We start from the raw sequence: 12,848 nt of genomic DNA, 5'->3' as shown, positions 1-12,848 counted from the left end.
ATCATAACACGTCAAGAGGGCAGCAATGTCATCCCCCGCCTTCCATCAGCACGATCATGCCCATTGTTCCGGCGATGTCCTGGCCCGCGCCGAGGCGCTGACCACGGCCAATGGCGCGCGCCTGACCCCGGTGCGTCGCCGCGTGCTGGAGATATTGCTGGAGGCCCATCGCGCCATGGGGGCCTATGACGTGCTGCAACGGCTGGCCGCCGAAGGCTTCGGCAACCAGCCGCCGGTTGCGTACCGCGCGCTGGAATTTCTGGTGGATCAAGGGCTTGCCCACCGCATCCGCCGCCTGAATGCCTTCACCGCCTGCATGCACCCCGGCGAGGATCACGCCCCCGCCTTCCTGATCTGCCGCCTGTGCGATGCGGTGGCCGAAGCCCCCGCCGCCCCCGTGCGCGCGGCGCTGGAAACGGCGGCGGAGAGCCTCGGCTTTACCGTGGAGCGGGCGAATATCGAGGCTCTGGGCCTGTGCCCGGCCTGCACGGCCACCGCATGACCGCGCTGGTCGAGGCGCAGAACATCTGCGTGCGCGCAGGCGGCAGCGAAGTGCTGCATGACGTGTCGCTGCGGGTGACCAAGGGCGAAATCGTCACGATTCTCGGCCCCAACGGCTCTGGCAAATCCACCCTGCTGCGCGCCCTGCTGGGCATCCTGCCGGTCAGCCATGGCCGCGTCAGCCGCAGCCCCGGCCTGCGCATCGGCTATGTGCCGCAAAAGCTGCATATCGACCGCACCATGCCGATGACGGCGCGGCGGTTTCTGTCGCTGCCGCATCGCCACAGCCGCGCCGACAGCGATGCCGCACTGGCCCGCGTCGGCGTCCCCGAAGTGGCGGATCGCCCGATGGCGGGCCTGTCGGGCGGGCAGTTCCAACGCGTATTGCTGGCCCGCGCGCTGTTGACCAAACCCGATCTGCTGGTGTTGGACGAACCGACCCAGGGCCTCGATCAACCGGGCGAGGCCGCGTTTTATCGGCTGATCGAAGAGGTGCGGCGCGACACTGGCGCCGCCGTGCTGATGGTCAGCCATGATCTGCATGTGGTGATGAGCGCATCGGACCGGGTGATCTGCCTGAACGGCCATATCTGCTGCGAAGGCACACCGCGCGTGGTGTCGAATGCGCCGGAATACCGTGCGCTGTTCGGGCTGGGCACGCAGGGCGCGCTGGCGCTGTATCAGCACGCCCATGACCACGATCACACCCATGACCATCCGCATGATCATCACGACCATCACGGGCACACCCATGCTTGACGATTTCCTGATCCGCGCCGCCCTCGCGGGCATTGGTGTCGCCCTTGCGGCGGGGCCGCTGGGTTCCTTCGTGGTGTGGCGACGCATGGCCTATTTCGGCGATGCCACCTCCCATGCCGCGATTCTGGGGGTGGCGCTGGCCTTGGCGTTCAACCTGCCGATCGGGCTTGGCACGCTGGCGGTGGCGCTGGCCATGGCCGTCACTGTCGCCACGCTGGCCGCGCGCGGCTGGGCGATGGATACCACTTTGGGCGTGCTGGCCCACTCGGCGCTGGCGCTGGGTCTGGTTGCCGTCAGCTTTGTGCCCGATGCGCGGGTGGATCTTTCGGCCTATCTGTTCGGCGATATTCTGGCGGTGTCGAAGGCCGATCTCGGCTTCATCTGGGGCGGGGCGACGCTGGTGGTCGGCTTGCTGGTCTGGCGCTGGTCGGCGCTGCTGACCGCCACCCTGAACGAGGATCTGGCCGCCGCCTCGGGGCTGAACCCCGACCGCGAGCGCCTGATCCTCACGCTGGCGCTGGCGCTGACGGTGGCTGTGGCGCTCAAGGTGGTGGGGGCGCTGCTGATTGCCGCCATGCTGATCATCCCGGCGGCAACGGCGCGCGGGCTGGCGCGCGGGCCCGAGGCGATGGCGGCCCTTGCCGCGCTGATCGGAGTGGGCGCGGTGCTGGGCGGGTTGCAATTGTCGCTGCACTACGACACGCCTGCCGGCCCCTCCATCGTGGCGGTGGCGGCGGTGGCGTTCACGCTTGCCGCCTCGCTCGGACAGTTGCGCAAGGGGTAAGCCCGCCCTTGCGCACCGACCCCAGCGCCATCGGCCGCCGCAGGGGTGGCAAGGGCCAGACACACCAACAACGGAACAAGGCGCATCCGATCCTCCGGCAGATCGGGGCCAGCATCCCCTGCCCCCGGTGGCAAAGCCAGCGCCCTGCCACCGGGATGCAGATCAGGACAGCGCGCGTTTCAGCGGCGGCAGGCTGGACAGTACGATCAGGTCAAAGGCCAGCACGGCCAGCAGGCTCAGCCCCAGCATTGGGAAGGCCATCGACAGCACCAGGGCGATCAGCACGACCCCGCGCGTCAGCGGCACCAGATCGGGCCGGGGCGGCGCGGCCAGACGGCCCGCCCCGGACGGGCGGCGCTTCCACCACATCACAAGGCCCGACAGCGTCAGAAACACGATGCAGAGGCAAAACACCGTGTTCAGCACCACGTTCCACAGCCCCATATCACCTTCGTGAAAGGCGATGCCCCAGGCCATCGCCTTGGCGTAAACCGAATAATCGGCATAGTGCACATCCGCCAGAACATTGCCGGTATATTGGTCAATGTGGATCGTGCGATCTGCCGCCGGGTTCGGGCCATCATTCGACATGCTGTCATGGCTGATGGTCCAGACCCCGCCCGCATCACCCGGCAGGTTCAGCTGAAAGCGGTGAACAAACCCAAGGCTTTGTGCGAATGCGCCCACCGAATCGATGGTGACAGGCCCGGTGATGGCCATGGTTCCGGCCAGCGAGCCCGATGCGGGCAGCGGCGTCTGTTCCAGACCCCAGGGCACTTCCTTGGCGGCACCGTGATTCATGCTGGCATGTGTGGCATCCGACAACGGCACATTGTCCCATTTTTCCGCCGGAAACGTTGACCAGGCCTGCACGAATTTCGACCCCAGACCCCAGCCCAGCTGAGCCCGGAAATCAGGAACACCACCAGCAGCAACGAGACCCAAAGCCCGATCACCCCGTGCAGCGATTTCCACAGCGCCCGCCCGGACTTGGAGAACGAGGGCACCAGCGCCTCGCGCCAGGTTCCGCCATTGCGCGGCCAATGCAGATAGATGCCGGTCGCAATCAGCAGCAGGGCAAGGCTCGCCGCCGCCTCGATCAGCCAGTCACCGGTATTGCCGATCATCAGCGTGCCATGCACATCATTGGCAAAATCATACCAGCCTGCGCGCCAGGGGAAGCTGTGCAGCACCTCGCCGGTATAGGGGTTCAGGGTGACACCGGTCTTGCCGCTGTCGGTTGCCACGGCAAAGGCCGCAGTATGGCCGGGGCTGAGCGGGGCCACATATTGCGTGGCGGTGCCTCCGGGCACTGCCGCCTCTGCCGCCGCTTGCAGCGCGCTCAGCGCCATCGGGGTGCCGCCGGGCGTGACGGTCATCCGTTCATCGCCAAGGCCGGACAGGACACTGATCCACAGCATGATCAGGCCGGTGGCTGCCAGCATGAACAGGAACGGGATCACATAAAGCCCGGCATAGAAATGCCAGCGCCAGATTGCGAAATACAGCTTGTTTGCACGGCCTTCGCCGTGTCCGGCCGCAAGGCCGGGTGTTGGGGTCGACATGGAAAAACTCCGTCTGTGTGATTTTTCAGGGCGAAAGATCAGACAGAGGCAGGCGGTCCCCGCGCCCAGAGGCCACGCGGATCATGGGCGGGCCGCCACAGATCCTTCGGCGCGACAGGAACAACGGCGCGCAGCAGGCGCAGCGGCGGCGGCAGATCAGGCTGCGCCAGCAGCACCGCCACCGAAACCGCCTGCGACCAGTCGCAGCGCCCGTCTTCGGGTGCCGTGTCAGTGCCCGCCATCGCATCCGTCTCAACAGGCTGGCCCGTTGCCGGATCGACCCGCAATTCAACGGCCATACCATCGGCACAGATCACCATGGTGATCGCGCCATCCTGACTGCGCGCAGGCATCACGCCCGGTGCCACCAGCGCCATGGCCATGAATGGCAGCACCAGCAGAAAACCAAGGACGCGGGTCAGGGAATGGGCGACGCGGGCAGACATGGCGCATGGCTATCCGCGCGCCCCGGCCTGCGTCAAGGCGACAAGCTGCCGCTTTCCGGTGCGCCATGTCGTTTTCTGCCGCAACAGGTCGGACCACCTTGGCGATTGCGCCGATCCTCTGGCATCTATGGCAAAACCCATGCGCCACGGAGAGGCCCCGATGAAAACCCATGTCAAAGCTCTGGTTGTCGGCGGTGGTGCCGTCGGCAACGGGATTGCCTATCACCTTGCCAAAGCCGGCTGGGATACGATGCTGGTCGAACGTGACGAGCTGACCTCCGGCTCCACCTGGCATGCCGCCGGTCTGCTGCCGCTGTTCAACATGAGCTATGCGACCACCCATATCCACAAATACTCGGTCGATTTCTACAAATCGCTGGAGGCGGAAACCGGCCTGAATGCCGGGTTTGCCGTGGTGGGCAACCTGCGTATGGCCCAGCATCAGGAACGCATGGACGAATACATGCTGTATTCGTCGGTCGCCGAAACGGCGGGCGTCTATCACGAATTCCTGACGCCTGCGCAGATGAAAGAGCGCTGGCCGCTGCTGAACACCAGTGATCTGGTGGGCGCGCTCTATCACCCGCAGGATGGCTATATCAACCCGGCGGACGTGACGCAGGCGATGGCCAAGGGGGCGCGCCAGCACGGCGCCACCATCGAACGCAAGGTGCAGGTGGATGGCTACCGCTGGACCGGCAGCGAATGGATCGTGTCCTGCACCCGCATGATCGAAAAGGGTGGCATGCTGGTGCCCGGCGAAGACAAGTTCGAGATCACCGCCGAACACGTTGTCACCGCCACCGGCAACCATGCACAGCGTACGGCGCGCCTGCTGGGCGTCAAGATCCCGGCAATTCCGGTGGAACACCAGTTCATCGTGACCGAACCCGATCCAATGCTGCAAGAGTTCCGCAAGAACAACCCGGAACACCCGGTGCTGCGCGACGCCGATGCCAAATGGTATGTGCGCGAAGAGCGTGGCGGCTGGATCCTTGGTCCCTATGAGCGCAATGCGCCCGCGCGTTTCCTCTATGACGTGCCCGAAAGCTTCCGCGCCGACCTGTTCCCGCTGGATCTGGAACGGATCGAAGCCGAATACATGTCGATGATCCACCGCCTGCCCTCGTCGGAAACCGTCGGTCTGAAAGACGATTTCAACGGCCCGATCTGCTATACCCCCGATGGCAACCCGCTGGTCGGCCCGGTGCCGGGACTGCGCAATATGTGGATCGCCGAGGGCTTCAGCTTCGGCATCACCGCGGCGGGCGGCACCGGCCATTACCTCGCGCAGCTGATGACGCAAGGCGAGGCCGAGATCGACATGGCGTCGCTTGATCCGCGCCGCTATGGCCAGTGGATGACCACCGAATATGCCGCGCGCAAGAACGAGGAATGCTATGAGCATGTCTTCATCCTGCACCACCCGGACGAAGAGCGCGAAGCCTGCCGCCCGCTGCGCACCGCCCCGGCCTATGACCGCCAGAAGGAGATGGGCGCGCAATTCGGGCAGGTGAACGGCTGGGATCGCCCGAACTATTATGGCCCGAAAGATGCGCCCGCGTCGTTCGACCATGACAGCCGCTCGTTCCGCCGTGGCGCCTGGTGGCCCTATGCCGTGGCCGAGGCCGAAGCTGTGCGCAACACCGTCGGCATCATCGACGCCACCGCCTTCACCAAACATCTGGTGCGCGGCCCCGGTGCCACCGCCTTCCTCGATCATTTCACCTGCAACACCCTGCCCAAGGTCGGCCGCATCAACCTGACCTATGCGCTGACCGAAACCGGCACCACCCGCACCGAATATACCATCGTGCGGCTGAAGGAGAATGAATACTACATCATCTCTGCCGGGGCCTGGACCTCTTATGACTCGGATTACCTGCTGAAATCCGCCGAGGATTTCATGGGCAACGGCGGCGGTCATATCGACATCCATGACGTCACCACCCAATGGGGCGTCTATGCGCTGGCCGGCCCGAATGCCCGCGCCCTGCTGAAAGAGATCGTCAAGGACGCCAACCCGGACACCGTTCTGTCGAACAAGCGCTTCCCCTGGCTGAGCTGCCGCGACATCGAACTGGGCATGTGCCCGGTCCGCGCGATCCGCGTGGCCTATACCGGCGAATTGGGCTGGGAGCTGCATTACCCGATCGAATTTGGCCGCTACCTGTGGGATCTGATCTGGTCGGTCGGCGAAAAGCACGGTCTGAAGGGCGTCGGCGCGCGGGCGCAGAACTGGCTGCGGCAGGAGAAATCCTATCGTGCCTTCGGCACGGAACTGGGCCGCGATGCGACGCCCCTGGAAGCCGGTCTGGACCGCTTTGTCGATCTGAAGAAAGAGTTCCACGGCAAGCAGGCGATGCTCGATACCGGCGTGCGCTTCAAATGCGTGACCGTGCTGATCGACGGGCCGGGCGACACCGATCCCTGGGGCAAGGAAGCGCTGCTGAAAGACGGCGTCAAGGTCGGTCGTCTGACCTCGGGCGGCTATTCGGTGGCCTTTGGCAAGCAGATCGGCATGGGGTATGTGCCGGTCGAACTGGCCGAAGTGGGCACCCGGCTGAAGGTCAAGATGCTGTTGCAGGAATGGGATGTGGAAGTGGTGGAAGACAGCCCCTTCGATCCCTCCAATGCCCGGATCCGCATCGACGGCTGACCCGACCCGCAGCAAACCGAAAGGCCGCCCCATCCGGGGCGGCCTTTGTCTATTCAAGCGGAGCGCGCCTTTGGCGCGCAGGCCTTGTATCTCGGCGCCCGGGCAAGGCCCGGATCCCCTCGGGTCGCCTCCGGCGGGGATATTTTTACCAAGATGAACGGGGGCTCAGCGTTGGGCGCGGCTGGCCAGCCAACGGCCCCAATCTGCGGCGCTGCCTGCATAGGCATTGATGTCGGTGTTGCCCGCGATCCCCGGCACAAGGCCGGTGGAGGTATATTGCCAGAAAGTCCAGTGCTGGCCCGGATAGCGGTCGGACGGATGCGCCGAGACCGAGCGCAGCCAGAAATCGACGCCTTTCAGCCGCCACATCTGATTGTCTTCATAGAAATCGACGGTGGTGTAGAGGATCGGCGCGGTGCCGTAATGCTGGGTGAACAGGCGGATCAGCGTGGCGGCATCGGCGCGGATCTCGGTCGCCGGGCGGCGGATGGTGCAGGTCGGGCTGTCGGGCGTCCATTCCATGTCGATCACCGGCGGCAGATCTCCGGCGCGTTTGGGCACATTGCGGATGAACCATGCGGCCTGTTCTTCCGGGGCCCGGCAATGGTAGAAGAAGTGATAGGCGCCGCGCCGCACGCCTGCCCGCGCCGCGCCGCGCCAATGGCTGTCGAACAGCGCATCCACCCGGTCGCCGCCTTCGGTGGCCTTGATGAAGGCGAAGTTCACGCCGTTCGCCCGTGCCAGCGGCCAATCGACCGAGGTCTGGAAGCGGGCCACGTCAATCCCGTGCACCGCATGGCTTTGCGGTGTTTCCGGGCCCCAGGGGTGTGGTGCGGCATCCCCGAAATTGGCCACCGTGATCTGATCCGGCGCGACCGCCACGGCGGGGCGGGCCTCGGGGCGGGGCGACGGGCCGCCGCCACAGGCCGCCAGAAGGCCGGTGAGACTTGCGATCAGCAGCAGGGGGGACAGGCGCATGAAAACCTCGGACTGGGAACGGTTTGGGCTGGCATCAAAGCCCAGAGCTTGCCGCTTGTCACGCCCTGAAATCATCGCCGCGCCTGTGGTCGGCGGATCAGCCGCGTGTCGCCACCAGCGCCAGATTGTTCGCGGGCATGGTGTGGCACTGCAGGGTCAGCCCGGCGGCGGCGAGCCGGTCTGACACCCAGTCCAGCTCCTTGTAGCCGATGGCCGGATCCTGCGCCTGCAGATCGGCATGAAAGGCGGCGTCGCCGGGGCTGGTGGTCTGGCCTTGACGCAGGAAGGGACCGTAGATCACCGCCCGGCCCGCCGGGGCGAGTGCGGCGGCCATACCCTCCAGCACGGTGCTTGCAGCCCCCTGCGGAATCAGATGCAGCAGATTGACCAGCAGCACGGCGTCCCACTGGCCCAGAGGGGCGGCCCAGCCCGGCTGCGCCGCATCTAGGCCAATTGGCGGCAGGATGCGGGGCGCATCTTGCGCCCAGGCGCGGATCGAAGCGAACAGCGCCGGATTGACCTCACTCGGTTGCCAGATCCAGCCGGGCAGCGCCGCACTCAGCGCTGCCGCATGCTGGCCGGTGCCCGAGGCGAGTTCGAGCAGGCGGCCCGAGGCGGGCAGCACGTCGCGCAACAGATCGGCCAGCGGGGCTGCATTGCGCGCCGCCGAGGGCGCGTGGCGGCGGCCCGCCACATCGGTTTCGGCGCCGCTGTCCGGCAAGCGCAGGCTCATGCAAAGCGCGCGGGCGACAGTTGCGCGCGCAGCGCCTCCGGCAAGACCGATCCGCGCCCGCCGATCAGATCCCCGACCAGTTGGGCGACGGCGGGCGAGGTCTGGAAGCCATAACCGCCCTGCCCCGCCAGCCAGAAGAAATCGGGCTGGCGCGCATCCGGTCCGATCACCAGCACGCGGTCGGGCGAGAAGGTGCGCAGCCCAGCCCAATTGGCAATCAGCCGGGTTACCGGCTCTGTCACCATTTCTTCGTAGCGGGCCAGACCTTCGGCCAGAACCATGTCATCGGCCCAGGCATCGTGCGGATCCATCGCATGTTCTTCGGCGGGCGAGACGATCAGCGCCCCGGCATCGGGCTTGGCATACCAGCTTTCACCCGCACCGAAGAGCATCGGCCAGCGGCTCACATCATGGCCACCCGGTGCGGGCAGCCGGGCCATCGACCGGCGATAGGGCGTAAAGCCGATGGGCTGCACCCCGGCCATCGCGGCGATCCGGTCCACCCAGGCCCCGGCTGCGTTGATCAGGATCCGCGCCTCATGCACGCCTGCTGCGGACTGGACCTGCCAGCCGCCCGGCACACGGGTAATGGCGCTGACCGCTGCCTTGGTCAGCACCGTGCCACCATTGCCGCGCAGCCGCTTGGCATGGGTCTGGATCAGCAGATCGGTATCAATATCCCAGGCGTGATCGGCGACGGCGGCAAAGGCCACGGCGTCGGGGCTGAGAATCGGCACCATCCCGCGCGCCTCTGCCACGCTGATGTCAGACAGGCCAAAGCCCGCCACATCCCGTGCAAAGACCTCCGCCTGATCGGCGCGGGCCAGAATCATCAGGCCACGCTCGGCCAACATGCCGGGCATGGCGCGAAAAGGCGCTTCCGACGCCAGCGACAGTGCCACAACAGGGGCCATGCCATAGCGCGGTTCAAACAGCGCGGCAGAACGGCCAGAGGCATGATGCGCCAGATGCGCCTCGCCCTCCAGCACCAGAACCGAGCCCAATTCCGAAAGTTCGGCAGCCGCCGAAATTCCCGCGATGCCGCCGCCGATAATGAGAAAATCATGTTTCATGTCAGGCAGAATACTTGATCAAATGACAAAGGGAAGAGGGTCGGCCCTGTCCATGCGACGGATATGCAGAATAAAAAAGGCCCGCGAAACCCGGGCCTTCTGTTACCAATCGCTGCCGGTCACTTCGGAATTTCGCCCTCGATGCCTTCGACGAAGAAATTCATGCCGGCCAGCGTGCCATCATCGGCCACCGCCCCTTCGGCCAGCCAATCCGAACCGTCCTGCTTTTTCAGCGGCCCGGTAAACGGATGATAGGCCCCCGACGCGATCGAGGCGGCCAGCGCCTCGGCCTCAGCCTTCACTTCGGCGGGCACGGCCTCGGTGATCGCGCCAATCTCCACCTCACCATCGCCGATCCCGGCCCAGGTGTCAGTCTGTGCCCAGGTGCCATCCATGACCGCGCCGACCTGTTTCACATAATAAGGCGCCCAGTTGTCGATGATAGACGACACCCGCGGCGAGGGCGCGTAATCAATCATGTCAGAGGCCTGACCGAACCCGATCACACCGGGGGTCTTTTGCGCCTCGGCCAGCGGGGCGGTGCTGTCGGTATGGGCCAGAATCACATCCACGCCCTGTTCGATCAGCGCCTTGGCCGCATCCGCCTCTTTCGCCGGATCAAACCAAGTATAGGCCCAGACGACCTTGATCTCGACCGCCGGGTTCACTTTTTTCGCATGGATGAAGCTGGCGTTGATGCCCTGAACCACCTCGGGAATCGGGAAAGACCCGATATAGCCGATCTTGTTCGATTTCGTCATGCGGCCCGCAATCGTGCCCATCACGGCGCGGCCTTCATAGAAGCGCGCGTTATAGGTAGAGACGTTGGGATGCTCGCGCTTGAACCCGGTCGCATGTTCGAATTTCACATCGGGGAATTTGGCAGCAACCGCGTTGGTCGCATCCATGTAACCGAAGGACGTGGTAAAGATGATGTCACAGCCCGACAGCGCCATCTGCGTCAGCACCCGTTCGGCATCCGCACCTTCCGGCACGCTTTCCTGATAGGCGGTTTCCACCTTGTCGCCATAAGCCGCCTCCACGGCCAGAAGGCCCTGATGGTGCTGATACGACCAGCCCAGATCGCCGATCGGCCCGACATAGACCCAGCAGGCCTTTGTCTTGTCTTGCGCCATGGCAGCGCCGCTGGTCACAAGCCCAAGACCCAGAGCCGCCGTCGCGAGCAGATGTCTGCGTTTCATTCAGATCACTCCCTGAGGGGCCTTGCCGGCCCCGTTGCTGATTGGCCGCCTTACCGGGCAGCGTGAAAGTTCTGGCCCAGACTTGCAGGCGCATTGAGCGCCGCTTTGCCCCGGCCGCTGGACATGATGACCAATACAAGGATGGTTATCAGATAGGGGGACATCGACAAGTATTCGACGGGAATTTTGGCCCCGGCCGCCTGGAGATTAAGCTGAAGCACGGTAATTCCGCCAAAAAGATAGGCACCCAGCAGCACACGCCACGGCTTCCAGCTGGCAAAGACCACAATCGCCAGCGCAATCCAGCCCGCGCCTGCGGTGATGCCATCGGTCCATTGCGGCACGCGGATCAGGCTCAGATAGGCCCCGCCCAATCCCGCCATCGCCCCGCCGAACAGGATCGCCAGCACACGGATCCGCCGCACCTTGTAGCCCAATGCATGGGCCGCCTCATGGCTTTCGCCCACCGCCCGCAGGATCAGCCCCAGCCGGGTGAATTTCAGCACTGCCCAGACCGCCGCCACCGCCAGAATCGACACATAAACCAGCGAATCATGCTGGAACAGGATGCGCCCCAGCACCGGCAGATCGGCCAGAGGCCCGAAGGGCACATCGCCGGTCAGCGGCGGGCGCTGCCCGACAAAGCTCTGCCCGATCAGCGATGACAGGCCAAGGCCGAAAAGCGTCAAGGCAAGGCCGGTTGCCACCTGATTTGCCAGCAGGAATTGTGTGAGAAAGGCAAAGACAAGGGCAAGGCACGCGCCACCCGCCGCCCCGCCCAGAAAGCCCAGAACCGGGCTGCCGGTCTTGACCGCCGCCACGAACCCGACCACGGCCCCCATGATCATCATGCCCTCAACCCCGAGGTTCAGCACCCCCGCCTTCTCCACCACCAGCTCGCCGATCGCCGCCAGCATGATCGGCACCGAGGCCACCATCAGCGAGGCAATCAGCAGCGTCGGATCAATACCCCCAAACATCATGCGCTCTCCCGCTTTGTGAACCGGATCCGGAAATTCGTCAGCACGTCACAGGCCAGCAGGAAAAACAGCAGCATCCCCTGAAAGGCCTGAATGGCGGCCGACGGCAGACCCAGATTGGTCGAGGCCATCTCGCCCCCGATATAGGTCAGCGCCATCAGCAGCCCCGCCAGCAGAATCCCCAGCGGGTTGAGGCGGCCCAGAAAGGCCACGATGATGGCGGTGAACCCATAACCTACGTTGAAATCAATGGTGATCTGCCCGGCAGGCCCCGTCACCTCGAACAGACCGGCCACACCGGCCAGCGCCCCGGCAATGCCCATGCACAGCACCACCAGCCGGTTCGGGCTGACGCCCGCATAGCGTGCCGCGCGCGGTGCCTGCCCCGACAGCTTGATGTGGAAGCCCAGAATATGCCGCTGCAACAGCACATAGGCCGCCACCACCGTCGCCAGCGCCGCCACGCCGCCCCAATGCAGACCGCTGCCCGCGATCAGTTCCGGGTTGGCTGCCGCAGGGAAGCTCGAAAAATTGCGGCTGCCGGGAAAACCCGCGCCTTCCGGATTGCGCAGAAACCGCGTCGCCGCCATCGCCAGCACCGTCTGCGCCACATAGACCAGCATCAGCGAGACAAGGATCTCATTGGTATTGAACCGCGTTTTCAGAATCGCCGGGATCATCGCCCAGATCCAGCCGCCCAAGGCCCCGGCCAGTACCATCACCGGATAGATCAGCCGGTTTTCAGTGGGAAACACCGCCAGCCCCACCGCCGCGCCAAAAATCGCGCCCATGATATACTGGCCCTCGGCACCAATGTTCCAGATCCCGGCCCGAAACCCAAGGCTCAGCCCCACCGCAATCAGGATCAGCGGCCCCGCCTTCACCAGCAACTGCCCGCGCAGATACCAGGCAAACTCGCCAAACAGCGGATCCCAGAAGATAGTGCGGATCGCCTCCAACGGGTTCTTGCCCAGAATGGCGAACATCAACCCACCCGCCACCATGGTCAGCGCCACCGCCAGCAGCGGTGTGGCCCGGCTCCAGAACACCGAGGGCGAGGGGCGTTTTTCCAGTGTCAGCATCCCGCGCCCTCCCCCATGATTTCATCTTGGCCCAAATATCCTCGGGGGGTGAATTGGCCACAGGCCAAGAGGGGGGCAGACAGCCC

11 protein-coding genes and 1 pseudogene are annotated in these 12,848 nt (G+C 65.0%); 4 read left to right on the top strand and 8 right to left on the bottom strand.

From position 1 onward, the window contains the following. The first annotated feature begins 25 nt into the window (after nucleotides 1–25). The 3 genes from KM031_RS13190 to KM031_RS13180 are packed head-to-tail and all read left to right on the top strand — an operon-like array spanning nucleotide 26 to nucleotide 2,044. Nucleotides 26–502, top strand: a complete 477-nt coding sequence (locus KM031_RS13190) for a Fur family transcriptional regulator (protein ID WP_215506103.1) — start codon at nucleotides 26–28, stop codon at nucleotides 500–502. Further along, on the top strand, nucleotides 499–1,260 hold the full coding sequence (locus tag KM031_RS13185) for a metal ABC transporter ATP-binding protein (RefSeq protein ID WP_215506102.1): 762 nt from the start codon (nucleotides 499–501) through the stop codon (nucleotides 1,258–1,260). The genes KM031_RS13190 and KM031_RS13185 overlap by 4 nt, the downstream gene beginning before the upstream one ends. Beyond that, nucleotides 1,253–2,044: a metal ABC transporter permease gene (locus KM031_RS13180; RefSeq protein WP_215506205.1), complete on the top strand. Its 792-nt coding sequence runs from the start codon at nucleotides 1,253–1,255 to the stop codon at nucleotides 2,042–2,044. Before KM031_RS13185 ends, KM031_RS13180 begins: the two co-directional genes overlap by 8 nt. Before the next feature lie 162 nt (nucleotides 2,045–2,206). Here KM031_RS13180 and KM031_RS22705 read toward each other — a convergent pair. After that, a pseudogene (locus KM031_RS22705) lies at nucleotides 2,207–3,489 on the bottom strand (PepSY-associated TM helix domain-containing protein). Between the two features lie 158 nt (nucleotides 3,490–3,647). Further along, nucleotides 3,648–4,055 carry a DUF2946 family protein gene (locus tag KM031_RS13170; protein ID WP_215506101.1) on the bottom strand — a complete coding sequence of 136 codons (408 nt, stop codon included), beginning with the start codon at nucleotides 4,053–4,055 and terminating at the stop codon, nucleotides 3,648–3,650. 160 nt (nucleotides 4,056–4,215) lie between these two features. Here KM031_RS13170 and KM031_RS13165 point away from each other — a divergent pair, with 160 nt between their 5' ends. After that, complete coding sequence (locus tag KM031_RS13165) at nucleotides 4,216–6,714, top strand: GcvT family protein (protein WP_215506100.1); 2,499 nt, start codon at nucleotides 4,216–4,218, stop codon at nucleotides 6,712–6,714. Between the two features lie 165 nt (nucleotides 6,715–6,879). On the opposite strand, the gene KM031_RS13160 is transcribed toward KM031_RS13165, so the two are convergent. The 6 genes from KM031_RS13160 to KM031_RS13135 all read right to left on the bottom strand — a co-directional run bounded on the left by KM031_RS13160 (nucleotide 6,880) and on the right by KM031_RS13135 (nucleotide 12,762). Beyond that, entirely contained in the window at nucleotides 6,880–7,692 is an 813-nt protein-coding gene (locus KM031_RS13160) for a glycoside hydrolase family 25 protein (RefSeq protein WP_215506099.1), read from the bottom strand. A 97-nt stretch (nucleotides 7,693–7,789) separates the two neighbouring features. Next, nucleotides 7,790–8,425: a DUF938 domain-containing protein gene (locus KM031_RS13155; protein ID WP_215506098.1), complete on the bottom strand. Its 636-nt coding sequence runs from the start codon at nucleotides 8,423–8,425 to the stop codon at nucleotides 7,790–7,792. Next, a complete protein-coding gene (locus KM031_RS13150) occupies nucleotides 8,422–9,498 on the bottom strand; it encodes an NAD(P)/FAD-dependent oxidoreductase (RefSeq protein WP_215506097.1) in 1,077 nt (358 codons plus the stop codon). Before KM031_RS13150 ends, KM031_RS13155 begins: the two co-directional genes overlap by 4 nt. 119 nt (nucleotides 9,499–9,617) lie before the next feature. After that, nucleotides 9,618–10,700 carry a BMP family ABC transporter substrate-binding protein gene (locus KM031_RS13145; protein WP_215506096.1) on the bottom strand — a complete coding sequence of 361 codons (1,083 nt, stop codon included), beginning with the start codon at nucleotides 10,698–10,700 and terminating at the stop codon, nucleotides 9,618–9,620. A gap of 50 nt (nucleotides 10,701–10,750) precedes the next feature. Beyond that, nucleotides 10,751–11,683 carry an ABC transporter permease gene (locus KM031_RS13140; protein ID WP_215506095.1) on the bottom strand — a complete coding sequence of 311 codons (933 nt, stop codon included), beginning with the start codon at nucleotides 11,681–11,683 and terminating at the stop codon, nucleotides 10,751–10,753. After that, nucleotides 11,680–12,762 (bottom strand): ABC transporter permease, encoded by a 1,083-nt coding sequence (locus tag KM031_RS13135; protein WP_215506094.1) that lies wholly within the window; start codon nucleotides 12,760–12,762, stop codon nucleotides 11,680–11,682. The genes KM031_RS13140 and KM031_RS13135 overlap by 4 nt, the downstream gene beginning before the upstream one ends. Nucleotides 12,763–12,848: the final 86 nt, after the last annotated feature.

The sequence above is a fragment of the Gemmobacter fulvus genome, assembly GCF_018798885.1.
Lineage (GTDB): Bacteria > Pseudomonadota > Alphaproteobacteria > Rhodobacterales > Rhodobacteraceae > Gemmobacter > Gemmobacter fulvus.
This window is presented reverse-complemented; position numbering and strand designations above follow the sequence as displayed.